Below are 25,769 nucleotides of genomic sequence, written 5' to 3' on the forward strand. Positions count from 1 at the left end.
TCAACGACGATGTTCGACAAGACCTATCGGCAGCGCCTCGAAGCCGATCTCGCCAGATGGGAGGCCGATGGCGTGATCGCGCCGGCGGCCGCCGCCTCCATTCGCAATGCGCTGCCGCCGCTTTCGCCGGGCATCAACATCGCGGTCGTCGTGGCCATCGTCGGCGGCCTGCTGATTGCAGCCGCATTCCTCGCCTTCGTCGCGGCGCACTGGACCGAGATCGCGCGGCTGTTGCGGTTCGCGATCCTGCTTGCCGGTATGGTCGTCGCCGGCGGCCTCGGGGCGTGGTTCGCCGCGACCGGGCGCATCGTTCTCGCCGACCTCTGCGCCAGCATCGGCGCGATCGTCTTCGGCGCCGGTATCGCGCTGGTCGGCCAGATGTATCATCTCGGCGACGATTTTGCCGGCGGCATGCTGTTGTGGTCGATCGGCGCATTTGCCGCGGCGCTGCTGACCGGCTCGCGCGGCGCGCTGGCGGTCGGACTCGCGGCCGCCTGCATCTGGACCTGCATGCGCGTCTATGATGCGCCGGACGCCCTCCATCTTCAGTTCGTGGTGGTCTGGCTCATCGCCGCCGCCGTCGCGCTCGCGTGGAATTCCCGCGTGGCTGCCCATCTCGTCGCGGTTGCGGTGCTTCCGTGGTGGGTCGCCACGTCGCTTCGCTTCGACTTCGACGGTGCCCAGCCGTCCTTCTTGCTGGCGAACGGCGCGGCCCTGCTGTTCGGCGCGGGGCTCGCGATCGCCGCGGCGCCGTCGCCGCGGGCGCGCCAGCTTGGATCTGTTCTGTCGATCTATGGCGCATTTTCGCTGGCTATCGTCGCCTTCCTGGAGGTGACGACGGTCGACGATCTCTTCCGCCTTCGGACGGCCACGATGGCGGCCCAGCCGCCGTGGGCGATCGTGTGCGGCGTCGCAGGTGTGATCCTTGCGCTCGCGTCCGCCGCGATCACAAAGCGCGTTGGCGAAGTCCTCGCAGCCTGTGCGATTGGCCTCGTGCTGGTCGCGGCCCCGATCTGGCCGGCATCCGCCGCCGGCGAGCCATGGTTCGCCTATGCCGCACTGCTCTGCGCCATGCTCTGTCTCGTCGTCTCCGGCGTGCTCGACGACGTTCGTCCGCGCATCGTCGCGGGTTGGCTCGGCATCGCCGGCGTCATCGCTGCGATCACCTGGGCGGTGAAGGGCTCGCTGCTGCGCCGCTCAGCCTTCCTGGCGGTGGCGGGCATCATCGCCGTCGTGTTCGCAACCGCGCTCAATCGCGCGCTGCGGAGGGCTGAACGATGATCAAGTTCGCCGCGCTGTGGCAACGTATCCCGAAGGCCGTGCTGTTCGGTGCCGCCATCCTGCTTCAATGCGCGCTGCTGGTTCTGATGGTTGTCGACCGCGTGCGGATCCTGCGCGAAGGCCGTGAGGTGACCTTGCAGACCCGGCCGGTCGATCCTCGCGATCTCCTGCGCGGCGACTATGTCGTGCTCGGCTACGATATCTCGCAACTGCCGGCGGGTGCGCTCGCCGGCCAGCCGACCGCCGAACGCAATCCCGTCGTGTTCGTCAAGCTCGCGCCGGATGCCAACGGCCTCTACCAGGCCGTTTCCGTGCATGCCGAGCCTGTGACGGTTGCGGCGCCCGAAGTCCTGATCCGGGGCCGCGTCAGCTATTCCTGCGGTTCGACCAGCCGTATCTTCTGCGACAAGCTGACGATCAGGTACGGCCTCGAAAGCTATTTCGTGCCGGAAGGCGAGGGCAGGAAGCTCGAGCAGGCCCGTAACCAGCAGAAGCTGCGCGTCGTCGCCGCCGTGCTGCCCTCGGGCCGCGCGGCCATCAAGCGGCTGCTGCTCGACGGCGAGCCGATCTATGAGGAGCCGTGGTACTAGCTGCCGGCTATCTGGAGCCCGCTTTCAACGCCCGCCGCAGCACGTCCCACATCTGCGGATCGCTCATATGCGCCACGTTGAATCGCATGGAATTCGACGCTGATTGCGACACGCTGAACACGTTGCCGGGCGCGAGCACGACGTCTTCCTCGAGCGCGGCACGCGCAACGGCGGTGGCATCCTTTCCATCGGCGAGACGGCACCACAGGAAGAAGCCGCCGCGCGGCATCAGCCAGGGCTCGATGCCCAGTGCCCCAAGCTTTCGCGCGACGTCACGACGCGTCCGCGTGAGCTTTTGCCTGAGCTCGTCCATGTGCTTGCGATAGCTGCCGCCGGCCAGCACTCTTGCGATGATGTCCGTCGCCACGGGACTCGGGCCGCCAAAGCTGGTCGCAACCTGGAGGTCGACGAGATGCTCGATCCAGTCGGCCCGCGCGGCGATGTAGCCGCAGCGCACCGAGGCCGACAGCGTCTTGGAGAAGCTGCCGATCCGGATCACCCGGTTCAAGCCATCCAGCGCGGCAAGGCGCGGCGATCGCTCCGGCTCGAAGTCGCCAAAGATGTCGTCCTCGATAATGGTGAGGTCGTGCGCGGCCGCCGCGGTCAAAAGCCGATGGGCGGTCTGCAGCGAAAGTGTCGCGCCGGTCGGATTATGCAGCGCTGAATTGGTGATGTAGAGCCGTGGCCGTTCGCTGGCAAGGATCTGCTCGAAGCGCGCGACGTCGGGGCCCGACGGCGTGTAGGGCACGCTGACGATCTTCGCCTGATGCGCGCGCAGCAGCGCACGGAAATTGAAGTAGCAGGGATCGTCGACCAGCACGGTGTCGCCGGGGCGGAGCAGGAAGCGGCAGATCAGGTCGGTTGCCTGCGTGCCCGAGCCCGTGAGCATCAGCTGGCTGAGCGAGGCCTCGATCTCGTCTTCGGCGAGGCGCGCGAGCAGCAGCCGGCGCAGCGCAAGCAAGCCGGATGTCGAGCCGTAATTGGTCAGCACGCTCGCGTCGGTGCGGGCAATCGCGCGGGCGGCGCGCCGCAGTGCCGCTTCCGGCATCCACTCCGGCGGCAGCCAGCCGCAGCCGGGTTTTGGCACGGCGGCGTCAGTGTCGAGCGATTGCCGGGAGACCCAGAACGGATCGACCGCCCGATCGCGGCGCGGCTCGACCTCGGTCAATGCGAGTGGCGGCGTGACCGTCGGCGACACATAGAAGCCCGAACCGCGGCGCGCGCGGATCAGGCTTTCGGCGGCGAGACGATCATAGGCTTCCACCACCGTGGACGGCGCGACACCCATCGTCGCGGCAAGGCTGCGGATCGACGGCAGCCGGTCGCCGGCACTGAGTGCGCGTCCGGCGATCTTGGCGCGGATCGCGCTCATCACGTCGATGGTCCGCGTACCGCCGCGACCCTTCATGCGGGCTTCGATGCTCAAGGTGTACTGCCTTCCACACCCATACAGTTTGGCGAGATTGTACTGGATTGTGGCTGGTCTTGCCACCGCCAAAGGCTGATGATGGCAACTCAAGACAGTGGGACGGACATGCAATCTGCGGGCAGCGGCTGGGGCAACGGGCTTCTCGGCGTCATCATCTTCAGCGGCTCGCTGCCGGCGACGCGCGTCGCGGTCGGCGGCTTCTCGGCGCTGTTCCTGACGTCGGCGCGCGCGATCATCGCGGCGCTGATCGGTGCGGCCGTGCTCGGCCTGCTGCGCCAGACGTGGCCGGAGCGCAGGGATCTCGCCTCGCTCGTCATCGTCTCCATCGGCGTCGCGGTCGGCTTCCCCCTGCTGACGGCGCTGGCGCTGCAGCACATCACCTCGGCGCATTCGATCGTCTTCATCGGCTTGTTGCCGCTGTCGACCGCGATCTTCGCCGTGCTGCGCGGCGGCGAGCGGCCGCAGCCGCTGTTCTGGCTGTTCGCGATTCTCGGCAGCGCCACGGTGGCGGGCTTTGCCCTCTCGAATGGCGGCACCGCATCGGTCGCCGGAGATCTCCTGATGGTGGCCGCGATCGTGCTGTGCGGGCTCGGCTATGCCGAGGGGGCCGCGCTGTCGCGCCGGATCGGCGGCTGGCAGGTGATCTCATGGGCCTTGCTGCTGGCGCTGCCGTTGATGCTACCCGTCATGATCTGGACCTGGCCACAGGCATGGAGCGGCGTCAGCCTGCCTGCCTGGATCGGGCTCGCTTACGTCTCGATCTTCAGCATGTTCGTCGGCTTCATCTTCTGGTATCGCGGGCTCGCGATCGGCGGCATCGCGCGCATCGGCCAGTTGCAGCAGCTGCAGCCCTTCTTCGGTCTCGCGCTGGCCGGCTTCCTGCTGCACGAGCCGGTCGCATGGAGCATGATCGCCGCGACCGCGCTCGTGGTCGTCTGCGTGTTCTTCGCACGGCGATACGCGTGAGGCCTTCGTGCCTCACTCTTGTGCCATCACCGTTCGCGTCTGCGTGTTTCTTGCGAACTTCTTCAGCGGCATCGGCTTGCCGAACAGATAGCCCTGCACCATGTCGAAACCGAGCTCGTTGACCGCCATCAGGTCGCCGCGGCTCTCGACGCCCTCGGCGACGGCGCGCGCGCCATAGCCCTGCGCGAGCTCGACGATGTGGCGGCACACCGTCCGCTTCAGGCGGTCGTTGCCGCAGCCGGTGACGAATTGCCGGTCGGCCTTCAGCTTGATGAAGGGGATCCTGTCCCGCCCCATCAGCGCCGGCCAGTTGGCGCCGAGATTGTCGATCGACAGACCGATATTGTGGAAGCGCATCTCGCGCGCGATCTCGGTGAGGAAGGCGAGATCGTCGAGCGCCTCCGCGCTGGCGATCTCGATCGTCAGCCCGCCGAAGGCCGGATGCGTTGGTACCCGGCGGCAGAGATCGCGCACCGCCTGCGGCTCCTTCAGATAAGGCGCGGGCAGGTTGATCGAGAGATCGACCGCGCTCTGCCGCTCCAGAAGATAGTGCCAGTCCTGCAGCGCGCGCTCGATCACGAACTCCGACAGGTCGCGGAAATGCGGATCGTCTTCCTCCGGGATGAAATAGGCCGGCGGCACCACGCCCCAGGTCGGATGCCGCATCCGCACCAGCGCCTCGGCGCCGCAGCGGACCAGCGAGCGCGCGTCGATTTTCGACTGGTACCAGAGCTCGAGCCAGCCCGCATGCAGGGCCTCGCCGACATGCACGGCCGGGCTCGGCGCCGGCTCCTCCGGCAGCAGCATCGCGACGCGCTCGCGCAACGTCTCCGCGGCAAAGGGCGTGGTGAGCGGCGGCAGCATCGCAAGCCCGTATTCCTCGCCGACCTGCTGCACGGCCTTCACGATGATCGACTCGCGGGCGCCGACGGTCAGAACCTTGCCGTCGAAGGCCTCGCGCACCAGGGTCTCCAGGAATTGGCCGGGCTCGATGCCGTCGGCGGCGATGCCGAGCAGGATCAGGTCCGGCAGGTCGGTGGCGAGCATGGTCTGCAGCTCGCTTGCACTGCTGCATTCGCTCGTGACGAAACCGAGGTCCTCGAGCACTTCGCTCATGAAGGCGCGCAGATGGCGCTTGCTGTCGGCCACGCATGCGCGCGGCATCATCTTCCGCCGTCCGAAGGTCTTCAGCCTTCGTCCGGCGAGCTCACTGATCCTGTCGTCCATCTCAAACCACTCCCGTTCCGCGGCCGGTGTTAGCGACGGGAGCAGTTTCAAATAAGGAGGGCTTCAGCCGATTGTTGAATTATCTGGGTAACGTTAAAGCCCCCATCATTCCTAAAATTGTTCGGACCTCTTTCGGGAAGTGTTTACGTCTGTCCGTGCGTTGCGCTCGTGCGTGCGACAATCATGCAGGATTTTCCCGGTGCTCTGTTCGGTGGCGCGTGGGGCCGTGTCCTGTAATTGGACGAAGCTGCGCGTGCTTCGCCCAATTGAATAATGGACGCCTCAATTGGCTGCCGCTTTGTCGTGTTCGGCGATGCCGACCGCCTTGTAGTCGTAGGTCGGATAGAACTCGGTGCGGTACGGACCCCACGCGGTGTCCTCGATGATGCGGTTGACCTCGCGCAACCGCGAGGCCGGCAGCCGCAGCGTGATCACCTGGCCTACGCCCATCATCACGTACCAGCTCACGACCTCTACGCCCGCCGGTGGAAAGGCTTTGCGGAAGCCTTGCTTGTCGAGTTGCGCATTCAGCTCACTGAGCGGGCGCGACTGGTCGTGCTTGAAGAAGACGGTGAGCAGAACGGCATTGTCGGCCGTCGGTGCGGCGTTGCCCGGGGGCGGTGCCGTCTGCGCCATCGTCGTTGACGCGAGCGCGCATGCACCAGCCAGCCACATCATGAGGGTCAACGTCAGTCGGATCGATCTCATCGCGAATGTCCTTCCATCGCAGCATGCGATGCGGCGCAGGATAGAAGCGATACACTCCGTCCACGAATTCATTTTCGCGCGATGCGCGCATGTTTGCCTGTCGCGCGTGACGGTTATGCGACAACTCGCGCAGGCGCCGAGCCGACAAGTGTGAAGCAGCTCACATGCGTATTGCGACAGCTGCGCTATTGGTTCCATCAGCCGGTGGTGGGCTGTCAAGGATTGCAGCTATGACGACGCGGCGGTTGATCTATTGGTGGTTCAGATTCGTGATGTCAGGGCGATTTCTCGATCGCTTCCTGTGCCTGCCGCACGCGCCCGAATAGCCTAGAGAGAATGCCGGGGAACTAGGTCGCCCCGATCAATTTGCGAAATGCCGCCGCGCCGTCCTGCATGGCGTCGCGGCCCTTCCAGGCCAGATAGCTCAGCTTGCCGCCCAGCGTATCCTGGCTGCGTAGCCGGCGCGATCCCAGGATGTGACCGACATTGGCGGGGAAGCGGCTGACCTCGGCCGACACCAGCGCCGCGATTGCGTCCATCAATTGCTGCAGCCGGACGCCCCATTCGCTCTGTTCGATGCCGTCGATGCGAAGCTTGAGCGAATATTCGGCGTCGTAGATTTCGGTGAGCAGATCGCGTGCGACGAGGAAACGGTTGTGGCGGAGTGCGATCCGCAGGGCGAGGCGCTTGTCGTCGAGCCGGTCGAGCACCATGGGGACGACGCAAGCATAGGGCGCCGCGGCAACCTCGGCAGCGCTCTTGCTCGCGGCCGCCCTGGTCGCAAGGTATGTGAGTTGCCAGAATGTCTTCAGGCGCCTCGCCACCAGCGCCAGCGCAAAGGGCAGCGCACCGGGATTGGCCTTCTTGAAAGCGTCGAGCTGCGCAGTGATCTGGGCGACCTGGCCGTCGTCGAATTTCGTGATGGTCTCGGGCAGCTTCTCGTTGAACTTCGCCAATGCGTCGCCGGCGCGCAGCACTTGCTGCATCTTCTTCACGTCGTCGAAGGCAGTGCGCGAAGCCGTGTATTGCGCGAGCTTGCCGCGCGCGAACTCGGTGCTCTCGGCTGAGGCGAGCGTGTTCTCGAGCACCTTGACGACCTTGCCCTGGAAGGTCGTCGCGATCTTCTGCACTTCCTTGGGATTGTTGGCGGTGACCTGGTCGTTGATCGCCTTGACGTAGTCGCGCGCCATGGTCGGCAGCAGGTCGCGGCAAATCCACTCCCAGATCGGGGTGAGCGTGTTGCGCGAGATCCGTCCCGCATTGGCGTGCTCGGGCGCACCGTCGATCAGCAACAGCTCGAGCGGCGCGAAGAAATAGCGCGAAGGATTGGTGGCGCGCGCCTGGGTCGATCCGTCCTTGCGGAATTCGGCGCGCAGCTTCGCCTGGATCTCGGTCGAGCCCGGCATGTCGATGCCGCACAGTTCGAGCCGTTCGAGTTCGCTCAGCAGACAGCTGCGCGACAACGGCGTCAGCTTCTGCAGGAACTCCGAAAGCTGGTCGATCTCGTCCATGGCACGCAATCTCTCGCAACGATTCCAGCAGGCCGACCGGCCCAATGCATGGAGGCATTTGCGCGCTCTCAATTGTGACAAAGAGAAGCAGGCCGCCGTTAATTTATCCGTAAAATCCGGGGGCGCCGCGGGCGCGCCGGGCCATGATAGTTAAGACGGCTTCGGGCGATATGCCTATGTTTTAGGCAGATTTATCAACCCTGACATAGTCAACGATGGGTCAATGCAAGCATAAATTGTGCCGCCGTCGTCATTTCAGCACAGAACTGACAAAATCACCGTAGTCTTACGGAGCAGAAAGTTAACCACAGATCGCCCCGGGTTCCGCTAAACGGGTCACATGGGGTCACAGAACGATACGGTTGCTGATTCGCGGCCGTCGGAATGGTTCGAAAGCAGCACTGCTCCGGCCGAAGAGGCTGATTTCGTTCGCCTGAACGCTGCCCGTGCCAAGGCGGCCGATGAGATGGCCGCGGCCATCGCCCGCGAACTCAACGGCCCCCTGACTGCACTCCTGCTCTACATGGGCGAGATCAAGCACCACAGCGACCAGCTCGCGCCGGTCTCGGCCGATCGCGCCTATTTGCAGCAGGTGGTGGAGAATGCATTGGCGCAGACCGAGCGCGTCTGCGGCGTGGTCAAGCAGCTCGCCGGCCCCCACAAGGGCGCGTTGCCCGCGCCGTCCACGACCGAGGATGCCGAGTTGAAGGCCGGGCGCGTGCTGCCGGCGCCGCGCGAGACCGGCTCCGAACTGTCGAGCCTGTCGGGCAAGCGGCTGACCAAGCGTGAGCGCGAAGTGCTGCGGCTGATCAGCGAGGGTTTTTCGAACAAGCAGGGGGCGCTGCGCATGCAGATCAGCCCGCGCACCTTCGAGAGCCATCGGGCCGAGGCGATGCGCAAGCTCGGCGCGCGCAACACCGCGGACCTCGTCCGCGCCGCGCTGCTGCATTCGATCGATTGAAGCCGTGATCTTGCGCCGCCGTGGCGGCAGCGCGGTCCGTGCCTAGAAGTAATCTTCGGCGAAGGGGCGCACGCGCGAATTGGGCCGTAGCGCCTTCGGCTCTTCCTTCGGCGCATTCGGGATGATGGTGATGGTCCAGCGCGGCGGGATCGTCGAATCCTGCTCCAGCACCGAGCGGACAAAACCCGTCACCGTGGACTCGCCCGCCTTCACCGTAGCCATCCGGCCGTTGAACTGTGCGATGCGGAAGCGACGGACCTCTTTCTGGTCCGCAGTCTCATAGGTGAACATGGAAACCCTCCTGGTTTCCGGCGACTATCGCCACCTATGATTAGTCATCTGTGAAAATTGCAAACCGTATAAGTACGGCGGGGTGCAGGCGGGTCAGCCCTGCGGCTCCTCCGCCTTCGCGGCGGCGAAGGCCACATCCATCCGCTCAAGCAGATCGCTGAATTCGGCGTCGTCGATTGTGTCGGCGGTGCTCTCGAGCCGCAACGCCAGCGCCGCGAGCCGAAGATAGCCGAACGTCCTGGCCGTGCTCTTCAGCGAATGGGCCTCGCGCGCGATCCGGCCGCGATGCTGGCCGAGCGGGAGTGCATGAAACAGCTCGAGCCGCGCACGCGTCTCGCTCCAGAACACCGCGCGCACTTCACTGGCGCCGTCCTCGCCGATCTCGCGTACCAGCACGTCGAACGCGCCGGGCTCGCGCAGCGGTTCAGGCTCGCGCAGGGGGGCGGTGTCGTGCGGGCCCTGCGTGGGCGCGAGAGCGGCGTCGAACATGGTGTCCCGGTCCCCGTGATGCGCGTCGGGTGCGACGCGTCCGGGAGATCTACGCCATTCCGATTTCGGTTCTGGTCACCAGATATGCGGTGTTTGCAGGTGCGGTTAAGCACTTGCTTTACCATGCGCCGCGCCCGTCAGGGCCCGAGCAGCCGGTCGTATTGGGCCTTGACCGTCGCGTAGCATTCGCACGCCGTCTGGCGCAGCCCGTCCAGATTGAGGATCTGGATGTGTCCGCGGCTGTAGTGGATGAAATTGGCCTGCTGCAAGGTATTGGCGACCAGCGATACGCTGTTGCGCCGCGCCCCGATCATCTGCGCCATGGCCTCCTGGGTCAGCAGCAACCGGAAGTCGCCGGACAGATCATGGGTGTGCAGCAGGCAGCGCGACAGCCGCGACTCCACCGGATGCGCCGCGTTGCAGCCCGCAGTCTGCTGCACCTGCGCGTAGACAGCGAGACCGTGGCGCGTCAGCAGCGTCCGCAGGGTGGGACTCTGTTCGGCCGCGATGCGCAGCCGGTCGAGGTCGATCACCGAGCCGACGCCGGGAACCAGCACGATCGCTGTGTTCAGCGCGCAGGCATCGCCCATGGTCGAGAGTGTACCGAGCAGGCTGTCGCGGCCGATCATGGCCACCTGGACATGCTCGCCCTTGCCAAGTTTCACGACCAGCGAGATCACGCCACGGTGCGGGAAATAGGCGCGCTTGAGCGTTTCGCCGGCTTCCACCAGCACGGCGTCATGCGGCAGATCGACCGTGCGCAGATGTGCACGGATCAGTTCATAATCGTCTGCCGACAGTGCCGACAGGAAACCGTTGGATGGGCGTACCATCGTCTCCAAATCTGCCTCCTGTCTCATCCGCCGGTGAAACGCCCGCCACCGAAACCGCCGTCCCCTGCACGGTAAGTTCCATCATGTTCACGGCGGGATATATTGGCAATTGGTGCATTGTTCACAGCCGTGCCCTCGATCGCCTGATACCGCTTGGTGTGCACAGCGGCATGCAGCCGGAGATGGTAGCGCTCACATCATCGCGGTCTCGCCAGCAGACGCGCGTCGTAAGCCTTCATCACGGCATAGCAATCGCATGAGGTCGCCTCCAGCGCCCGCTGATCGGTGATCACGATCTGGCCGCGGCTGTAGCGAATGATGCCGGCACGCTGCAGCGCGTGGGCGACCAGTGAAATGGCATTGCGGCGGACGCCCATCATCTGAGCCAGCGTCTCCTGCGTCAGCGGCAGGGTTTCGCTGTCGGACAGATCCTGGGCTCGCAGCAGCCAGCGCGCCAGTCGCGCCTCGACCGGGTGCAGCGTATTGCAGAGCAGGGATTGCTGTGCCCGCGCGAGCAGCGCCTGCTCATGCCGGATCATCAGGCTGCGGAACGGCGCGCTGGTCGCGGCGATGGTTCGAAAAGCCGCAATTTCAAGCATGGACGCGGTCCCGGGGAAGAGCACGACGGCATCTGACGCTGCGATCCCGTCGGCGAGTGCCGCACCGCCGCCGACGACGCTGTCGCGGCCGAGCATCGCCACCTCGATCGTCTGCCCTTCGGAGAGACCCACCGTGATTGAAACGGTTCCATCGTGCGGAAAGTAGACGTGTCGCAGCACCGCGCCTGCTTCACCCAAGACAGTCTCTCTGACCAATTCAATCGTGATGAGATGCGGGCGCAACAGATCCATGTCCCCAGCATCGAGCATTTGCAGCAATCGGTTCGGCGGTGGTCCGCTCGCGATCATGCAGAATCATCCAGCGCGATGAGACGTCTGGGTCGCGCATTCGACACCTGGTTGCGTGTCAAAATAAACTATCTTACTGGTTGTGTCACTGCCGATATACCCGTTGGGGGGCAGGCAGCTTGTCGCATTTGCAGCCGAAATGAGAACTGCGCGCGATTCGTGCACGCACCGGCGAGCCCGTCTTGCGTCATCAGCCGGGAAGGAGTGGCAAGGGGGCGTTCATGAGCCGGAAACGGGCCATCGACGGCAGACGTCGCATCCGCACCTCCATCGATCGTCCGCCGGTCTGCGCCACCTTTCTCCTTCGTCGATGCTTTTCAGCCGTCGGCAATTGCCTCGCGCCATTGCGTGGTCTGGCCGCGGATCTCGCGTCCATCCCGTTCGCGTGCTGCACAAGGCCGGCGCCGCGTGCTGCCTGCGCAAGCCGTTCACGCCGGATGCGCTGCTGGCTGCCATCAAGGACTGTCTTGCCGAGTCTCGCGCCGCTGCTGCGCGGCCGGGTTAGCGCGTTATTGTCCGTGACGCGCACGAGGTAAGAGTCCGTTTACCGCGAGCGCAGTCCTTGCGGATTTCAGCACGGCATCGAGAGACGGTCGCATGCGCGATTCCGATCGCGCGTGATTTGAGTCAATTCGCGCAAGCCGTGCATATCTCCCGATTCCGCCGGGATTTTTTTGCGCATGTCGCGACGCCATTATCGGCGCGTTTACTTGTTGCGTTTCAGGCCCGATGCCGCGTGCGGGATTTGCCGAAAATCGCAGCCTCGCGCGGTCGAACGGCAAACTTCGCTTCAATATCCGTATTAGCACGGAGGATGAAATTAACGGGACCGTGAAATGGGTTGTCTAACGATTTAAGAGCGGACTTCCGCCGATTCCAAGCGCGGCGCAGGCGTCGAGGTCCAGCTCAGTCAAGGCGTAGCTCATGGATGATCTGTTGCGGGAGTTTCTGACGGAGACCAGCGAGAGCCTGGACACCGTCGACAATCAGCTGGTGAAGTTCGAGCAGGAGCCGAACAACGCCAAGATCCTCGATAACATCTTCCGCCTGGTCCATACCATCAAGGGTACGTGCGGCTTCCTCGGACTGCCGCGGCTCGAAGCGCTGGCACATGCCGGCGAGACGCTGATGAGCAAATTCCGCGACGGCATGCCGGTGACCGGACAGGCCGTGACGCTGATCCTGTCCTCGATCGATCGCATCAAGGAGATCCTCGCAGGCCTCGAGGCAACCGAAGCCGAGCCCGAGGGCAACGACCGCGATCTCATCGACAAGCTGGAAGCGATGGTCGAGCAGGGCATGGCCGCGATGGCCGCCGGCGCCGCTGCGCCCGTCGCTGAAGCCCCGCCGCTGGTGCCGGAGGCACCCGTTGCGGCTGCGCCCGCTCCCGCAAAGGAGATGACCACGGGCACGCTGATCGACCAGACCCTGGAGCGTCCGCTGCGTCCCGGCGAAGTCTCGCTCGACGATCTCGAGCGTGCCTTCCGCGAGACCGCGATCGAAGCGCCCGCGCCTGTTGCAAAGGCCGAACCCGTTGCCGAGGCTCCGGCACCTGTTGCCAAGGACGCTAACAAGGACGCCAAGGTGCCCAGGGAAAAAGCGGCCAAGAAGTCGGCCGCCGACGAGACGGGCGCCGAAGGCGACCGCGTCGCCAACCAGTCGATCCGCGTCAACGTGGATACGCTCGAGCACCTGATGACCATGGTCTCCGAGCTGGTGCTGACCCGCAACCAGCTCTTGGAGATCTCCCGCCGCAACGAGGACACCGAGTTCAAGGTGCCGTTGCAGCGCCTCTCCAACGTCACCGCCGAGCTGCAGGAAGGCGTCATGAAGACGCGCATGCAGCCGATCGGCAATGCCTGGCAGAAGCTGCCCCGCATCGTCCGCGATCTCTCGTCCGAACTCGGCAAGCAGATCGACCTGGAGATGCACGGCGCCGACACCGAGCTCGACCGCCAGGTGCTCGATCTGATCAAGGACCCGCTCACCCACATGGTGCGCAACTCCGCCGATCATGGCCTGGAGACCCCCGCCGAGCGCCTCGCCAGCGGCAAGGGCGAGCAGGGCACCATTCGTCTGTCCGCCTATCACGAGGGCGGCCACATCATCATCTGCATCGCCGACAACGGCCGCGGCCTCAACACCGAGAAGATCAAGGCCAAGGCGCTCTCCTCAGGTCTCGTCACCGAGGCCGAGCTGGAGAAGATGTCGGAAGCCCAGATCCACAAGTTCATCTTCGCGCCCGGCTTCTCCACCGCGGCCGCCATCACCTCGGTCTCCGGCCGTGGCGTCGGCATGGACGTGGTCCGCACCAATATCGACCAGATCGGCGGCACCATCGACATCAAGTCGGTCGCAGGCGAAGGCTCCTCCGTCACCATCAAGATCCCGCTGACCTTGGCCATCGTCTCCGCGCTGATCGTCGAGGCCGCCGGTGATCGCTTCGCGATCCCGCAGCTCTCGGTGGTCGAGCTGGTCCGTGCCCGCGCCAACTCGGAGCACCGCATCGAGCGCATCAAGGACACCGCGGTCCTGCGCCTGCGCAACAAGCTCTTGCCGCTGATCCACCTGAAGAAGCTGCTCAAGATCGACGACGGCGCGGCTTCCGATCCCGAGAACGGTTTTATCGTGGTGACGCAGGTCGGCAGCCAGACGTTTGGCATCGTCGTCGACGGCGTGTTCCACACCGAAGAAATCGTGGTCAAGCCGATGTCGACGAAACTGCGTCACATCGACATGTTCTCCGGCAATACCATCCTGGGCGATGGCGCGGTGATCATGATCATCGACCCCAACGGCATTGCCAAGGCGCTCGGCGCCGCCGGCTCCTCGGCCCATGACATGGCCGACGACAATGGCGCGCACCACATCGGTTCGGGTGAGCAGACCACCTCGCTGCTGGTGTTCCGCGCCGGCTCGTCCCAGCCCAAGGCGGTCCCGCTCGGGCTCGTCACCCGCCTCGAAGAGCTCCCCGCCGACAAGATCGAGTTCAGTAACGGCCGCTACATGGTGCAGTACCGCGAGCAGCTGATGCCGCTGGTGGCCATGGACGGCGTCACCATCGCGAGCCAGGGCGCGCAGCCGATCCTGGTGTTCGCCGATGACGGCCGTTCCATGGGGCTCGTCGTCGACGAGATCATCGACATCGTCGAGGAGCGCCTCAACATCGAGGTCGGCGGCTCGGCTAGCGGCATCCTCGGCTCGGCCGTGATCAAGGGCCAGGCCACCGAGGTGATCGACGTCGGCCACTTCCTGCCGATGGCGTTCTCCGACTGGTTCACCCGCAAGGAGATGAAGCCGTCGATGCACTCGCAGTCGGTGCTGCTGGTCGACGACTCCGCGTTCTTCCGCAACATGCTGGCGCCGGTGCTGAAAGCGGCCGGCTACCGCGTCCGCACCGCGCCGACCGCGCAGGAGGGCCTCGCCGCGCTCCGTGCCCAGACCTTCGACGTGGTGCTGACCGACATCGAGATGCCCGACATGAACGGGTTCGAGTTTGCCGAGACCATCCGCTCCGACAGCAATCTGGGCGCGATGCCGATCATCGGCCTCTCCGCCCTGGTGTCGCCGGCCGCGATCGAGCGCGGCCGTCAGGCCGGCTTCCACGACTATGTCGCCAAGTTCGACCGTCCCGGTCTGATCGCGGCGCTGAAGGAACAGACCGCGGGTGCCGCCGGCGCCTCCGAGCTGAACCGGGCAGCGGCGTAACGACAGGGATCAGGAGATATCGATATGACCAAGAAGACCCAGTCCGGCGAAGGCGCCATGGTCGAGTACGTCACCGCGATGATCGGTGGCCAGCTGTTCGGCCTGCCGATCTCCCGCGTCCAGGACGTGTTCATGCCCGAGCGCGTCACCCGCGTTCCCTTGTCCTCGCGCGAGATCGCGGGCGTCTTGAACCTGCGCGGCCGCATCGTCACCGTGGTCGACATGCGCGCCCGCCTCGGCCTGCCCAAGCCGGAGGATGGCAAGACCCCAATGGCTGTCGGCGTCGACCTGCGCGGCGAATCCTATGGCCTCCTGATCGACCAGATCGGCGAGGTGCTGCGCCTGTCCGAGAACGGCATGGAAGAGAACCCGGTCAATCTCGACCCCCGCATGGCCAAGCTCGCCGGCGGTGTCCACCGTCTCGACGGTCAGCTCATGGTCGTCCTCGATGTCGATCGCGTCCTCGAGCTCAAGACCGACGTGCAAATGGCTGCCTGAACTTTCACAAAAGACATTTTAGCCGGAGATCCAAGATGAAGACCTGTTTGGTGGTTGACGATTCCAGCATCGTTCGCAAGGTCGCCCGTCGCATCGTCGAAGCGCTGGGCTTTCAAGTCATTGAAGCGGAAGACGGTGTCGAGGCGCTGGTTCATTGCAAGAAGGCGATGCCGGAAGCCATCCTGCTCGACTGGAACATGCCTGTCATGGACGGCTTCCAGTTCCTGGGAACGCTGCGCCGCATGCCCGGCGGCGATGAGCCCAAGGTCGTGTTCTGCACCACCGAGAACGGCATCGACCATATCACCAAGGCGATGGGTGGCGGTGCCAACGAGTACATCATGAAGCCGTTCGACAAGGAAATCGTGCTGGCGAAGTTCCAGGAAGTCGGGTTGGTCGCGCGCGAAGAAGAGACTGCTGCCTGAAAATACACCTGTTCGTAGCGTCAAGAGGTATCCTGTGAACGCGCCCGATTACGAGTATCTGCGTAAGTTGCTGAAAGAGCGCTCCGGTCTCGACCTGTCCGCCGACAAGCAATATCTGATCGAAAGCCGCCTGCTGCCGCTGGCGCGCAAGGCCGGGCTCTCCGGCATTCCCGAGCTCGTGCAGAAGCTGCAGGGTGGCTCGAGCGCCCTGATGACCAACGTGGTCGAAGCCATGACCACGAACGAAACCTTCTTTTTCCGCGACAAGGTGCCGTTCGACCATTTCCGCGACACCATCATGCCTGAGGTCCTCAAGGCCCGCGCCGGCCGCCGCAGCGTGCGGATCTGGTGCGCCGCCGGCTCGACCGGACAGGAGCCCTATTCGCTGGCGATGACCCTGAAGGAGATGAGCGCGGCACTGACCGGATGGCGTGTCGAGATCATTGCGACCGACCTCTCGCAGGAAGTGCTCGAGAAGGCCAAGGCCGGCGTCTACAGCCAGTTCGAAGTGCAGCGCGGCCTGCCGATCCAGATGCTGATGAAATATTTCAAGCAGACCGGCGAAACCTGGCAGGTCAATCCCGAGCTGCGCGCGATGATCCAGCACCGGCAGCTCAATCTGCTGCAGGATTTCTCCAACCTCGGTACGTTCGACGTCATCTTCTGCCGCAACGTGCTGATCTATTTCGACCAGGAAACCAAGATCAACATCTTCAACCGCCTGGCCCGCCAGATCGAGCCCGACGGCTTCCTGGTGCTCGGCGCTGCGGAAACCGTGGTCGGACTGACCGATACGTTCAAGCCGCTTGCCGATCGCCGCGGCCTCTACAGGCCGAACGATCCGCGTGCGGCGGCGGCGCCGGTCGGTGCCGGGGCGCCGCGCATGGCGGCGATGGCAGGACGATAAGAATGGCCGAGGAAGGCAAGGGCGCAGAGCGCGTCACGTTCAGTCGAGGTTATGATGTCTGCATCATGGCCATCGACGGCACGTGGCGGCGCGACTGCACCCTCAATGCGATTTCCGACACCGATGCCATCCTCACGGTGGAGGGCTCGATCCAGGGGTTGAACCTCAAGGAGTTCTTCCTGCTGCTGTCATCCACCGGCCTTGCCTATCGCCGCTGTGAGCTGGTGCGTGTCAACGGCGCCGAGATGGACATCCAGTTCCTGCGCGGCAAGAACCGCAAGAAGCGCGGCGCGGCCAGCCATGATGCGGTGGCGTGATCGCCACGCGCACCGTGACGCCCTTTGCCGACGCGTTGCTTCACATTTTCTGAAAACATCCCAACGAATTGGCAGAGGCGGCTTTACGTCGCCTAAGCGCGTGCCGTGTATCAACTGACGGTCGCAATTTCAGGGTCCGGCCATGCCAAGAAGCTCTCTTTCCCCCATCCCCTCAAACCTGCCCGACGTCGCCGAGCGGCGCGCGCTTCAGCTCCTGGTGGTCGATGACGACGCCACGCAGCGCAGCCTGATCACGGTCGCCGCCAAGCAGGCCGGCCACGAAGTCGCCGTTGCGCCGTCGGTCGCGGAGGCCATCGAGAAGCTGCGCGCCGCGCGCTTCGACTGCGTGACGCTCGATCTCGTGCTGGAGGATGGCGACGGCATCGACGTGCTGCGCGAGATGGCGGCGGCGAAGTTCACGGGCTCCGTGATCGTCATCAGCGGCATGGACGGCAAGCGCCGCAGCGCCGCGCGCAGCTTCGCCCGCTCCGTCGGGATCGAGCTTCAGAGCCTGCCGAAGCCGCTGGACCTCGCCGCGCTGCGCATCAGCCTCGCCAATCTCGGCAAGACGGCGATGGGGCTGCCGACCATACACACCTGGGGCGGCGTCGCCACCGACGCGATCGTGGAGCGGCACCGCGCCTGAGGCGCGGAACTGCCATGCAATCGGCTGCGGCAAAATCAGCCGCGCTGATTGCGGCCTACGCTGGATTGCCGGATTCCGACAGGTTCTGCAGGGCGTTGCCGAGCTCCACCCGGCAGGCATTGAGGGCGGCGCCCACCGTTGCGTAACGGGGCGTCACGTCGTCGAGCACGACAATCTCGGTGGAACCCGAGATAGCGCTATCGTCTTCAGGCTCCATCGCAGCGTCGATCAGACGCATGCTGATCTCGATGCGCGCGATCAGGGAGCGAAGCTCGGCCGCGATCAACTGACGGCTGTCGGTTTCAGCCATCGCGGCGAGCGGGGGTGTGCCTGCGTAATTTAGCATGGATATTCTCCGTCCCCCGCAATAAGGCACCTCGGCGCTACTTGTGCGTTAAGTTCATGTCCCGTACAAATGCGGGTGGGCCGAATCCGCGCCAAAAGCCATAGCGTTAGGCGCGGACGCGAGTCCTTGAATGCCGACGTGGCTTGGCGAATGGACATGGCACATGGTCGAACAAACCTCCCGTGGTGAGATCTTCGTGGTCGATGACGACCCGGCTGTTCGCGACACCCTGTCGATGGTGTTGAAGGCGGCGGGTTATGAGGTGATCTGCTTCGCGGACGGCGCAGCCCTGCTCTCGGTCGCGCGAAGCCGCACGCCGGCTGCGGTCCTGCTCGACGTGCACATTCCCGGAAAGTCCGGCCTCGACATCCTCAAGGAGCTGCACGGCGAAGACTATCCCGCGCCGATCTTCATGATCTCCGGCCAGGGCGACATCGCGATGGCGGTGGGAGCGATCAAGAGTGGCGCGCTCGACTTCATCGAGAAGCCGTTCCGCGGCAGCGAGATCGTCGGCCGGCTGGACGAAGCGATCGGCGCTTATGCACGTCGGCAGACAGAGAGTGTGTCGCCGAAATTCGGCTCGCTGCATTTCCCCGGCCGCGAACCGCTGACCCGCCGGGAGCGCGAGGTGCTCGAGCAGTTCGCTGCCGGTGCCTCCAACAAGGAAGCCGGTCGGACCCTCGGCATCAGCCCGCGCACCATCGAGGATCACCGCGCCAACATCATGAAGAAGCTCGGCGCCCGCAATGCTGCCGATCTGATCCGCATCGTGATGACCGCGGCCCAGCGCGCGTCGTAAGCGGCAGGCTCTTTCTCTCGTGCCCCGGACGCAGCGCGTCACGCAGTGATGCGCTGCAGAGCCGGGGCCCATCTCTCCTTACAATCGCAGAAGCTTCTGGGTCCCGGCTCTGCACAGCAGCGTTTCACGCTGCAGTGCGTCCGGGACACGAGCGCGCGTCTCAGCTGCCCAGCGCCTTGCGGATGATCCGCGCCAAGTCGGACTTGCGATAGGGTTTTGCCAGCAGTAGCACGCCTGAATCCAGCCGGCCGTGGTGGATGATCGCGTTCTCGGTATAGCCCGAGGTGTAGACCACCCTGAGGTCGGGGCGCGACTTCAACACCTCGTCGGCGAGCTGCCGTCCGTTCATCTTGCCGGGCATGATCACGTCGGTGAACAGCAGGTCGAACGGCTTGCCGCTCGCGACGATGGTGAGCGCCTCCGCGGCATTGGCGGCCTGCAGGGTGACGTAGCCGAGCGAATGCAGCTGGGCCAGCACGTAGTCGCGCACCAGCCGGTCGTCCTCGACCACGAGGATGGTCTCGTGTCCGCCCTCGATCGAGGCCGGCATCACGCCATCGGCGACGGCGGTCGGCGTCTTACCCGGCGGCAGATACATTTTGATCGTGGTGCCGTGGCCTTCCTCGCTATAGATCTTGATGTGTCCCGCGGACTGCTTGATGAAGCCGTAGACCATCGAGAGCCCGAGCCCGGTGCCCTTGCCCGGGCCCTTCGAGGTGAAGAAGGGGTCGAACACGCGCGCCAGCATGTTGGCCGGAATGCCGGTGCCGGTGTCGCTCACCGCGATCAGCACGTAGTGCCCCGGCCGGACGTCGTTGACGCTGGCATAGACCTCGTCGAGATAGGCGGCGCCCGTCTCCACGATCAGCTTGCCGCCGCCGGGCATGGCGTCGCGGGCGTTGAGCGCGAGGTTGAGAATCGCCGTGGTGAGCTGGTTCGGATCGACCACCGCGACGCAGCTCTCGTCCTCGAACACGGATTCGATCTGGATCTGCTCACCCAGCGTCGGCCGCAGCAGCTTCGCGGTGTCGATGATCAATGAATTGATGTCGATCTCGCGTGGCTGCAGCGGCTGTTTGCGCGCGAAGGCGAGCAGATGCTGGGTCAGCTCGGCGCCGCGGCCGGCGGCCTCGTCGATCATCTTGGTGATCGCGGCAAGTCCCGGATCCTTGGCCACGGCCTCGGCGAGGATCTCGATCGTCCCGGTGATGACGGTGAGGATGTTGTTGAAATCATGCGCCACGCCGCCGGTGAGCTGGCCCACCGCCTCCATCTTCTCGGCGTGGCGGATACGTTCCTCGGAGGCGATCTTGTCGGTGAGATCGCGGTAGAACACGTTGAACAGGACGCCCTCGCGGCGCCGCAGCGCCGTGACGCTGAGCTCCGCCTTGAACTCCTTGCCGTCGCGGCGGCGGACCATGAGCTCGCGGCGGCGATTGAGGGTCTGGCCGTCGGCTGACTCGAGGAAGCGCGCGAGGCCGTCTCTGACTCTCTCGCGCTCGCTTTCGGCGACGATCAGGTCGACCGCGTTCTTGCCCAGCACCTCGTCGCGCCGCCAGCCGAACAGCTCCTCGGCCCGCGAGCTCCAGCTCAGGATGGTGCTGCGATCGTCGGTCTGGACGAAGGCGTCGAGTGCGGTCTCGACGATATTGCGCGCAAGCTGCTCGCTATCGCGCAGGGATTCGGCGGCGCGCCTCGCCTCGGTCATGTCGCGCCCGACGAAGAAGAAACGCTTGGCCTGGTCGGACCAGTTGCCGAGCCAGGACAGCCAGACCTCGTGGCCGTCCTTGTGAATGCAGCGCGTGTCGGCGAGCTTCGGATGTTCGCCGCGCCGGAGCGCGCGCATCTCCTCGCGGGATTGATCGAGATGGGCGGGGTGGATGAAATCGGCGCCGCTGCGGCCGATCATCTCCTCGGGCTTGTAGCCGAGCACGGCCTCGCTGCTGGGGCTGATCTGAACGAGATGGCCGCGCGAGTTCATGATCATGATCAGGTCCTCGGAGGCGTCGAACAGTTGCCGCCGTTCCTCGATCTGCTGCCGCAGCGCGCGCTCGGTCTGCCGCGCATCGGTCAGGACGCGTGCGGCGCCGGACGCGCCGATGATATCGCCCGTAGGGCCCCGGATCGGCGACAGGCTCACCGAAATCTCGACCGGAGTGCCGTCCCTGCGGATCCGGACGGTTTCGAAATGGTCGATCCGTTCACCCCGCGCGATCCGCGCGAGATAATCGTTGCGCTCATCGTTACGGTCGGATGGAAGGATGATCGACGTCGATTGCCCGACGGCTTCCTCGGCCGAATAGCCGTAGAGGCGTTCGGCCGCTGCGTTCCACCCGATGATGGTGCCGTTGAGCGTCTGCATCACGATCGAATCGTCGGAGGATTCGACCGCGGCGCTGAACAGGCGCTCGCGCACGGCGAGCTGGTCGCGGGCCGCTTCCGTACGCCGCCGCTCCTCGATCTCGTGCTCCAGCGCCGAGGTCTTGGCCTTGGTCTCCTCGACCATGTGGGCAAAGGCCCGCGCCAGCATGCCGGTCTCGCCACCGGCGTCGATCGGAATCGTGGCCGGCTTGCCGCGCCCGATCGCCTCGACTGCCTTGGTGAGCCGTCCTATCGGCCGGGTCAGCGATCGCGCCAGCAGCAGGGCGAGCGCGGCCGCGACCAGCACCGCGATGATGCCGATCATCAGGCTCGTCTGCTCGATGATGACGGCGGGCGCCATAAACACGGCATAGGGGACGACGCGGATGATGCCGACCCATTGGCCCTCGGCCAGGATCGCCGGCGCAATCGCGGTGCCGCTCGGCTTGCCGTCACTTTCGGGCACGACTTGGGTTACCCCTTGCGTCGATCCGGTGACACCGGCGAAATAGGGGAAGTCGTCCTGCCAGCGCGTCGGTGTGCCCAGTTGCGAGCCGAATTCGCGGGTCCGGTCTGGGTGCACGATGTAGTCGCCGTTGCGGCCGACAACGTAAACCTGTTCACCCCGCCGGCCGGTGATCCTGATGCGGTCGAGCACCTGGCGCATGTCGACATTGATGACGACGATGCCGAACAGCCGGTGATCGGATCCGTACAGCGGCGCGGCGACGCGCAATGTCGGGACGTGAGGCAGCTGGATCGTGCCGTTGTCGACGTTCAGATCGACCGGAGAGACATAAATCTGGTCTTCGGCGAGCTTGATCGCGTCCTGGAAGAAGAAGCGATCGTCCTTGGTTTGCAGGGCTTCGTCGGGAACGACGCGGACCGTTCCATTCGATCCCGAGCGGTCGACGCGCAGATATTCGGTGCCGTCGGCGCTGATGACGCGAAATTTCGCGTAGGTCGGGTTGGCCTCGACGTCGGCGACAACGCGCGTCAGCAGCCGATCGCGCCAGGTCTTTTCGGTCAGATGATCAACCGGATCGATGCCGTTGTTGAAATGCGCATCGATCACGCCGCGCACGGCCGCGTTGGCGCGGAACGTCACGATATCGGCATGCGCGCCGTTGGTCTGGGCTTCGAGCTGGGAGGCGAGCAGCCCCGACTGGGTCTCGATGCGGTCGATCACGCGCGGCAGGAACGCCCGCTCCAGGCTGTAATGGCTCAGCCACCCGACCGCGGAGACCGCAACCGCGACCAGCAGAATCATCGCGATGGCCAGCCGGGTTGCGAGCGTCATGTCGGTCGTCGCGCCGCGTCAAGAATGGACCCGAATGTTTGATGCGACATCGATGGCCCCGTCATCGGCTGCCGGCGCCGGCATCGCATTGCGGCAGGGATGATGGCGCCGATGTCAGGCAACGGTCGACCGCCGCCAGCAGCGCGTCTGACCGGAACGGCTTCTGCAGGCTGGCGACGGCGCCGAGCTTGGTCGCCATCTTCAGGAAGTCCGGCTCGGCGTAGGCGTCCGGCGTGATCGAGCGGCCGGAAATGACGATGATCGGGAGCTTCGGCTGCAGCGCCCGGACGTGGCGCATCGTTTCCAGCCCGTCCATGCCCGGCATGAAGATGTCGAGGAACAGCAGGTCGAACTGGCCGCGCTCGAACAGGGCGAGCCCCTTGTGGCCGTCGCCGGCGACCGTCACGTGGTGACCGGCCCGCTCCAGGAGCAGCCGGATCGTCAATTGAACGGCCGGGTCGTCATCCACGATCAGGATGTTGGCCACGTCAATAACCTCCGGGTCGGGCAGGGCGGTTCCCTGCGACCCAAATCAAAGCATCAAATGCGAAATTGTTGCGCGGATCGTGCCTGGCCTGCAAGCACTTCGCGGCTGTAGCGAAGTGTGGTCGCCGGGCCATTAATTGGGTACGGATCATATGCATGTTTACGTGCAGATGACCACGGCGACCGCGCCTAGTCGGAGAGATATTCCGGATAGCGCTCGCGGATCCGATCCAACTCGCTCAGCGTGCCTGATAGATGTTTCCGCAGATGTTGCTGCGCAGCATCGGCATCTTTCGCCTCGATCGCGCGCGTGATCAGCTTGTGATGGCGCAGGATGTTCTGGGCCTTGCCGGGCGAGGGCAGGTGCAGCCGGCGCAGCCGGTCGATATGTCCGCTGCGGCTTCGCACCAGCGTCCAGAGATCCTGCTTGCCGGCGGCGGCATAGAGCTGGGCGTGGAAATCATTGTCGGCGACCATGAAGGCCTGGAAGTCGCCGGCCTTGGTGAATTGCTGTTGCAGCATAATGGCGTGATCCAGGCGGATGATCAGCGCCGGATCAGGATGCTCCGCGAGGAGCCGGACGATCTCCAGCTCCAGCGCCTGGCGCAGGAAATGTGCCTGTTGCGCGCGGTCGACGTCGATCCGGCTGACCACGGTGGCGTGCTGGGGAAACACGTCGACCAGGCCTTCTTCCTCGAGCCGCATCAGCGCGTCGCGCACCGGCGTCGAGCTGACGCCGAATTGCCCGGCGAGTTCAGCCCGCGACAGCGGCGCGCCCGGCGGCAATTCCAGCGCAATGATGGCATTGCGCAGCCGCTCGAACACCTGCGGCGCGGCCTGCCGGGCTCGGTCGAGCCGGGCGGCCCCGCGCGGGGCTTGATGGGCTGATTCCATGGCGGGCTTGCTCCGGCGGACTTGCCTTTGATGCACTAATGCATTAGTGCATCAGCTCGGCCGCGCGTCAATGCCGACCGGAGGAAACGAACAACAATGATCAAGCAATTCCAGATGGGCTGCGCAGCCCTCGCCCTGATCGCCGCGGCAGTCCTGTCGGCATCGTCCGCGCAGGCACAGCAGAAATCCGAGATCTCCCTGTCGCGGCAGCCCGGCATTTTCTACATGCCGAGCCACATCATGGAGAAGCAGAAGCTGATCGAGAAGCACGCAGGCTTGCTTGGCGTGCCCGGCGTGACCACCAAATGGGTCACCTTCTCGGGCGGCGGCGCGCAGACCGATGCGCTGCTCGCCGGCGGCGTCGATATCCTCAACACCGGCACCGGCAATCTCCTGCTGCTGTGGGATCGCACCCGCGGCGGCGTCAAGGGCATCGTCGCGACGTCGGCGCAGCCGATGACGCTGATCAGCCGCGACGCCAACATCAAGTCGATCAAGGATTTCGGCCCGAGCGACAAGATCGCGGTGCCGACCGTCAAGGTGTCGACGCAGGCCATCGTGCTGCAGATCGCGGCGGCAGAGGCCTTCGGCGCCGACCAATGGTCGAAGCTCGATGCCAACACGGTGCAGCTCGGTCATCCCGACGCCTATGCTGCGCTGTCGAACCCCAAGCACGAGGTGCATACGCACTTCTCGATCCCGCCCTTCACGTTTCTGGAGCTGAAGAACGTGCCGGGCGCGCATGTCGTGCTGAATTCGCCGGACGTGATGGGCGGTCCGCTCAGCCAGGCGCAATTCTTCACCACGACTAAATTCGCCGACGCCAATCCAAAAATCATCCAGGCCGTGCGCGATGCGACCAAGGAAGCGCAGGACCTGATCCGCAGCGACACCAGGCAGGCGGTCGAGATCTACAAGGAGATCACCGGGGACAAGACCTCGGTCGAGGAGCTGCTCGATCTTCTGAAAGAGCCCGGCATGATGGAATGGAATCTCGAGCCGCAGGGCACGATGAAGTTCGCCGCCCATCTCTACAAGACCGGCACGCTGAAGACCCAGCCCAAGGCCTGGACCGACTATTATCTCCCCGTCGCGCACGACCTGAAGGGCAGCTGATGGCACTGCTCGACGTCAGTGGGGTGACGCTGCGCTACAAGACCTCGAGCGCCGTCGTCACCGCCACGGAGAGGGTGAGCTTCACCGTCGACAAGTCCGACCGCTTCGTGCTGCTCGGACCGTCCGGCTGCGGCAAGTCGACCCTGCTCAAGGCGGTCGGCGGCTACATGTCACCGAGCGAAGGCCGCATGACGATCGGCGATCGCGAGATCCGCGGTCCCGGTGCCGACCGCATGATGATCTTCCAGGAATTCGACCAGCTGCTGCCCTGGAAGAGCGTGCTCGCCAACGTCATGTTTCCGCTGCTGACCGCGCGAAAGCTGTCACGCAAGGACGCCGAGATGCGGGCGCGGGCCTATATCGAGAAGGTCGGCCTCACCCGCGTCGTCGATGCCTATCCGCACACGCTCTCCGGCGGCATGAAGCAGCGCGTCGCGATCGCGCGCGGCATGGCGATGGAGCCGGACATCCTGCTGATGGACGAGCCGTTCGCAGCACTCGACGCGCTGACGCGCCGGACCTGCCAGGACGAGCTGCTCCAGCTCTGGAGCGAAACCAAATTCACCGTGCTGTTCGTGACGCATTCGATCGCGGAAGCCATCCGCATCGGCAACCGCATCCTGCTGCTGTCGCCGCATCCCGGCCGCGTCAAGGCCGAGGTGGTGGACGTCGACAAGGTCGGCAATGACGACGGCAGCTCCGGCCGGCTGGAGAAGGAGATCCACGATCTCCTGTTCGCCGGCGAAGCCACGGCGCATTAGGGGGAGCCGCT

Annotated in this window: 26 protein-coding genes; 13 read left to right on the top strand and 13 right to left on the bottom strand. The window is 64.9% G+C overall.

The features are described from left to right. The first annotated feature begins 9 nt into the window (after positions 1 to 9). Positions 10 to 1,281, top strand: coding sequence for a DUF2157 domain-containing protein (locus tag QA645_RS02560; RefSeq protein ID WP_283047980.1), 1,272 nt, complete (start codon positions 10 to 12; stop codon positions 1,279 to 1,281). Beyond that, on the top strand, positions 1,278 to 1,871 hold the full coding sequence (locus QA645_RS02565) for a GDYXXLXY domain-containing protein (RefSeq protein WP_283047982.1): 594 nt from the start codon (positions 1,278 to 1,280) through the stop codon (positions 1,869 to 1,871). Before QA645_RS02560 ends, QA645_RS02565 begins: the two co-directional genes overlap by 4 nt. A 7-nt stretch (positions 1,872 to 1,878) precedes the next feature. Here the strand turns inward: QA645_RS02565 and QA645_RS02570 are convergent, their stop codons facing one another. After that, positions 1,879 to 3,279 (bottom strand): PLP-dependent aminotransferase family protein, encoded by a 1,401-nt coding sequence (locus QA645_RS02570; protein WP_283053640.1) that lies wholly within the window; start codon positions 3,277 to 3,279, stop codon positions 1,879 to 1,881. 126 nt (positions 3,280 to 3,405) lie between these two features. On the opposite strand from QA645_RS02570, the gene QA645_RS02575 reads away from it, so the two are divergent. Beyond that, entirely contained in the window at positions 3,406 to 4,266 is an 861-nt protein-coding gene (locus QA645_RS02575) for a DMT family transporter (RefSeq protein ID WP_283047984.1), read from the top strand. Between the two features lie 12 nt (positions 4,267 to 4,278). Here QA645_RS02575 and QA645_RS02580 read toward each other — a convergent pair whose 3' ends face one another. The 3 genes from QA645_RS02580 to QA645_RS02590 all read right to left on the bottom strand — a co-directional run bounded on the left by QA645_RS02580 (position 4,279) and on the right by QA645_RS02590 (position 7,712). Further along, entirely contained in the window at positions 4,279 to 5,493 is a 1,215-nt protein-coding gene (locus tag QA645_RS02580) for an EAL domain-containing response regulator (protein WP_254127710.1), read from the bottom strand. Between the two features lie 282 nt (positions 5,494 to 5,775). Further along, positions 5,776 to 6,201, bottom strand: coding sequence for a hypothetical protein (locus QA645_RS02585; protein ID WP_254191331.1), 426 nt, complete (start codon positions 6,199 to 6,201; stop codon positions 5,776 to 5,778). A 347-nt stretch (positions 6,202 to 6,548) separates the two neighbouring features. Beyond that, positions 6,549 to 7,712, bottom strand: coding sequence for a hypothetical protein (locus QA645_RS02590; RefSeq protein WP_283047987.1), 1,164 nt, complete (start codon positions 7,710 to 7,712; stop codon positions 6,549 to 6,551). A 340-nt stretch (positions 7,713 to 8,052) separates the two neighbouring features. Here QA645_RS02590 and QA645_RS02595 point away from each other — a divergent pair, with 340 nt between their 5' ends. Beyond that, positions 8,053 to 8,673: a helix-turn-helix transcriptional regulator gene (locus QA645_RS02595; protein WP_254127713.1), complete on the top strand. Its 621-nt coding sequence runs from the start codon at positions 8,053 to 8,055 to the stop codon at positions 8,671 to 8,673. Between the two features lie 42 nt (positions 8,674 to 8,715). Here the strand turns inward: QA645_RS02595 and QA645_RS02600 are convergent, their stop codons facing one another. The 5 genes from QA645_RS02600 to QA645_RS02620 form a co-directional block, all read right to left on the bottom strand. Beyond that, positions 8,716 to 8,964: a hypothetical protein gene (locus QA645_RS02600; protein WP_200471243.1), complete on the bottom strand. Its 249-nt coding sequence runs from the start codon at positions 8,962 to 8,964 to the stop codon at positions 8,716 to 8,718. A gap of 93 nt (positions 8,965 to 9,057) precedes the next feature. Next, a complete protein-coding gene (locus QA645_RS02605; RefSeq protein WP_283047991.1) occupies positions 9,058 to 9,453 on the bottom strand; it encodes an Hpt domain-containing protein in 396 nt (131 codons plus the stop codon). Positions 9,454 to 9,590: 137 nt separating this feature from the next. Further along, positions 9,591 to 10,286 carry a Crp/Fnr family transcriptional regulator gene (locus tag QA645_RS02610; protein WP_254127715.1) on the bottom strand — a complete coding sequence of 232 codons (696 nt, stop codon included), beginning with the start codon at positions 10,284 to 10,286 and terminating at the stop codon, positions 9,591 to 9,593. A gap of 197 nt (positions 10,287 to 10,483) precedes the next feature. Beyond that, the gene (locus tag QA645_RS02615) at positions 10,484 to 11,194 is read right to left on the bottom strand and encodes a Crp/Fnr family transcriptional regulator (protein WP_283047993.1); all 711 of its coding nucleotides are present in this window, start codon (positions 11,192 to 11,194) and stop codon (positions 10,484 to 10,486) included. 190 nt (positions 11,195 to 11,384) lie between these two features. Beyond that, positions 11,385 to 11,723, bottom strand: coding sequence for a hypothetical protein (locus QA645_RS02620; protein WP_283047995.1), 339 nt, complete (start codon positions 11,721 to 11,723; stop codon positions 11,385 to 11,387). Between the two features lie 395 nt (positions 11,724 to 12,118). Between QA645_RS02620 and QA645_RS02625 the strand changes: the two genes are divergently transcribed. The 6 genes from QA645_RS02625 (at position 12,119) to QA645_RS02650 (ending at position 17,695) form a co-directional block, all read left to right on the top strand. After that, positions 12,119 to 14,902 carry a hybrid sensor histidine kinase/response regulator gene (locus QA645_RS02625; RefSeq protein WP_283047997.1) on the top strand — a complete coding sequence of 928 codons (2,784 nt, stop codon included), beginning with the start codon at positions 12,119 to 12,121 and terminating at the stop codon, positions 14,900 to 14,902. Between the two features lie 24 nt (positions 14,903 to 14,926). Then, positions 14,927 to 15,400, top strand: coding sequence for a chemotaxis protein CheW (locus QA645_RS02630; RefSeq protein WP_254191337.1), 474 nt, complete (start codon positions 14,927 to 14,929; stop codon positions 15,398 to 15,400). 35 nt (positions 15,401 to 15,435) lie between these two features. Continuing rightward, complete coding sequence (locus QA645_RS02635) at positions 15,436 to 15,825, top strand: response regulator (RefSeq protein WP_188106496.1); 390 nt, start codon at positions 15,436 to 15,438, stop codon at positions 15,823 to 15,825. 34 nt (positions 15,826 to 15,859) lie between these two features. Further along, the gene (locus tag QA645_RS02640; RefSeq protein WP_254127719.1) at positions 15,860 to 16,732 is read left to right on the top strand and encodes a protein-glutamate O-methyltransferase CheR; all 873 of its coding nucleotides are present in this window, start codon (positions 15,860 to 15,862) and stop codon (positions 16,730 to 16,732) included. A gap of 2 nt (positions 16,733 to 16,734) precedes the next feature. After that, positions 16,735 to 17,049, top strand: coding sequence for a PilZ domain-containing protein (locus QA645_RS02645; protein ID WP_254127720.1), 315 nt, complete (start codon positions 16,735 to 16,737; stop codon positions 17,047 to 17,049). 142 nt (positions 17,050 to 17,191) lie between these two features. Next, complete coding sequence (locus QA645_RS02650) at positions 17,192 to 17,695, top strand: response regulator (protein WP_254127721.1); 504 nt, start codon at positions 17,192 to 17,194, stop codon at positions 17,693 to 17,695. A 55-nt stretch (positions 17,696 to 17,750) separates the two neighbouring features. On the opposite strand, the gene QA645_RS02655 is transcribed toward QA645_RS02650, so the two are convergent. Further along, positions 17,751 to 18,041, bottom strand: a complete 291-nt coding sequence (locus QA645_RS02655) for a hypothetical protein (protein WP_283048002.1) — start codon at positions 18,039 to 18,041, stop codon at positions 17,751 to 17,753. A gap of 163 nt (positions 18,042 to 18,204) precedes the next feature. Here QA645_RS02655 and QA645_RS02660 point away from each other — a divergent pair, with 163 nt between their 5' ends. Continuing rightward, positions 18,205 to 18,840, top strand: a complete 636-nt coding sequence (locus QA645_RS02660; RefSeq protein WP_254127723.1) for a response regulator — start codon at positions 18,205 to 18,207, stop codon at positions 18,838 to 18,840. 160 nt (positions 18,841 to 19,000) lie between these two features. Here QA645_RS02660 and QA645_RS02665 read toward each other — a convergent pair whose 3' ends face one another. The 3 genes from QA645_RS02665 to QA645_RS02675 all read right to left on the bottom strand — a co-directional run bounded on the left by QA645_RS02665 (position 19,001) and on the right by QA645_RS02675 (position 23,881). Further along, entirely contained in the window at positions 19,001 to 22,501 is a 3,501-nt protein-coding gene (locus QA645_RS02665) for a PAS domain S-box protein (RefSeq protein WP_283048003.1), read from the bottom strand. Positions 22,502 to 22,562: 61 nt separating this feature from the next. Beyond that, on the bottom strand, positions 22,563 to 22,988 hold the full coding sequence (locus QA645_RS02670; protein ID WP_283048004.1) for a response regulator: 426 nt from the start codon (positions 22,986 to 22,988) through the stop codon (positions 22,563 to 22,565). A gap of 188 nt (positions 22,989 to 23,176) precedes the next feature. Further along, positions 23,177 to 23,881 carry a GntR family transcriptional regulator gene (locus tag QA645_RS02675; protein WP_283048005.1) on the bottom strand — a complete coding sequence of 235 codons (705 nt, stop codon included), beginning with the start codon at positions 23,879 to 23,881 and terminating at the stop codon, positions 23,177 to 23,179. 96 nt (positions 23,882 to 23,977) lie between these two features. Between QA645_RS02675 and QA645_RS02680 the strand changes: the two genes are divergently transcribed. Together QA645_RS02680 and QA645_RS02685 are read left to right on the top strand one after the other, a co-directional pair. Continuing rightward, complete coding sequence (locus tag QA645_RS02680; RefSeq protein WP_283048007.1) at positions 23,978 to 24,997, top strand: ABC transporter substrate-binding protein; 1,020 nt, start codon at positions 23,978 to 23,980, stop codon at positions 24,995 to 24,997. Continuing rightward, positions 24,997 to 25,758, top strand: a complete 762-nt coding sequence (locus QA645_RS02685) for an ABC transporter ATP-binding protein (protein WP_283048009.1) — start codon at positions 24,997 to 24,999, stop codon at positions 25,756 to 25,758. Before QA645_RS02680 ends, QA645_RS02685 begins: the two co-directional genes overlap by 1 nt. The last annotated feature ends 11 nt before the right edge of the window (positions 25,759 to 25,769 follow it).

The organism is Bradyrhizobium sp. CIAT3101, assembly GCF_029714945.1.
Lineage (GTDB): Bacteria > Pseudomonadota > Alphaproteobacteria > Rhizobiales > Xanthobacteraceae > Bradyrhizobium.

What these genes read in the sequence shown, in the direction of transcription:
- QA645_RS02560 (WP_283047980.1), top strand. Translation starts at nt 10, where the DNA reads ATGTTCGACAAGACCTATCGGCAGCGCCTCGAAGCCGATCTCGCCAGA.
- QA645_RS02565 (WP_283047982.1), top strand. Translation starts at nt 1,278, where the DNA reads ATGATCAAGTTCGCCGCGCTGTGGCAACGTATCCCGAAGGCCGTGCTG.
- QA645_RS02570 (WP_283053640.1), bottom strand. Translation starts at nt 3,279, where the DNA reads ATGAAGGGTCGCGGCGGTACGCGGACCATCGACGTGATGAGCGCGATC.
- QA645_RS02575 (WP_283047984.1), top strand. Translation starts at nt 3,406, where the DNA reads ATGCAATCTGCGGGCAGCGGCTGGGGCAACGGGCTTCTCGGCGTCATC.
- QA645_RS02580 (WP_254127710.1), bottom strand. Translation starts at nt 5,493, where the DNA reads ATGGACGACAGGATCAGTGAGCTCGCCGGACGAAGGCTGAAGACCTTC.
- QA645_RS02585 (WP_254191331.1), bottom strand. Translation starts at nt 6,201, where the DNA reads ATGAGATCGATCCGACTGACGTTGACCCTCATGATGTGGCTGGCTGGT.
- QA645_RS02590 (WP_283047987.1), bottom strand. Translation starts at nt 7,712, where the DNA reads ATGGACGAGATCGACCAGCTTTCGGAGTTCCTGCAGAAGCTGACGCCG.
- QA645_RS02595 (WP_254127713.1), top strand. Translation starts at nt 8,053, where the DNA reads ATGGGGTCACAGAACGATACGGTTGCTGATTCGCGGCCGTCGGAATGG.
- QA645_RS02600 (WP_200471243.1), bottom strand. Translation starts at nt 8,964, where the DNA reads ATGTTCACCTATGAGACTGCGGACCAGAAAGAGGTCCGTCGCTTCCGC.
- QA645_RS02605 (WP_283047991.1), bottom strand. Translation starts at nt 9,453, where the DNA reads ATGTTCGACGCCGCTCTCGCGCCCACGCAGGGCCCGCACGACACCGCC.
- QA645_RS02610 (WP_254127715.1), bottom strand. Translation starts at nt 10,286, where the DNA reads ATGGTACGCCCATCCAACGGTTTCCTGTCGGCACTGTCGGCAGACGAT.
- QA645_RS02615 (WP_283047993.1), bottom strand. Translation starts at nt 11,194, where the DNA reads ATGATCGCGAGCGGACCACCGCCGAACCGATTGCTGCAAATGCTCGAT.
- QA645_RS02625 (WP_283047997.1), top strand. Translation starts at nt 12,119, where the DNA reads ATGGATGATCTGTTGCGGGAGTTTCTGACGGAGACCAGCGAGAGCCTG.
- QA645_RS02630 (WP_254191337.1), top strand. Translation starts at nt 14,927, where the DNA reads ATGACCAAGAAGACCCAGTCCGGCGAAGGCGCCATGGTCGAGTACGTC.
- QA645_RS02635 (WP_188106496.1), top strand. Translation starts at nt 15,436, where the DNA reads ATGAAGACCTGTTTGGTGGTTGACGATTCCAGCATCGTTCGCAAGGTC.
- QA645_RS02645 (WP_254127720.1), top strand. Translation starts at nt 16,735, where the DNA reads ATGGCCGAGGAAGGCAAGGGCGCAGAGCGCGTCACGTTCAGTCGAGGT.
- QA645_RS02650 (WP_254127721.1), top strand. Translation starts at nt 17,192, where the DNA reads ATGCCAAGAAGCTCTCTTTCCCCCATCCCCTCAAACCTGCCCGACGTC.
- QA645_RS02655 (WP_283048002.1), bottom strand. Translation starts at nt 18,041, where the DNA reads ATGCTAAATTACGCAGGCACACCCCCGCTCGCCGCGATGGCTGAAACC.
- QA645_RS02660 (WP_254127723.1), top strand. Translation starts at nt 18,205, where the DNA reads ATGGTCGAACAAACCTCCCGTGGTGAGATCTTCGTGGTCGATGACGAC.
- QA645_RS02665 (WP_283048003.1), bottom strand. Translation starts at nt 22,501, where the DNA reads ATGACGCTCGCAACCCGGCTGGCCATCGCGATGATTCTGCTGGTCGCG.
- QA645_RS02675 (WP_283048005.1), bottom strand. Translation starts at nt 23,881, where the DNA reads ATGGAATCAGCCCATCAAGCCCCGCGCGGGGCCGCCCGGCTCGACCGA.
- QA645_RS02680 (WP_283048007.1), top strand. Translation starts at nt 23,978, where the DNA reads ATGATCAAGCAATTCCAGATGGGCTGCGCAGCCCTCGCCCTGATCGCC.
- QA645_RS02685 (WP_283048009.1), top strand. Translation starts at nt 24,997, where the DNA reads ATGGCACTGCTCGACGTCAGTGGGGTGACGCTGCGCTACAAGACCTCG.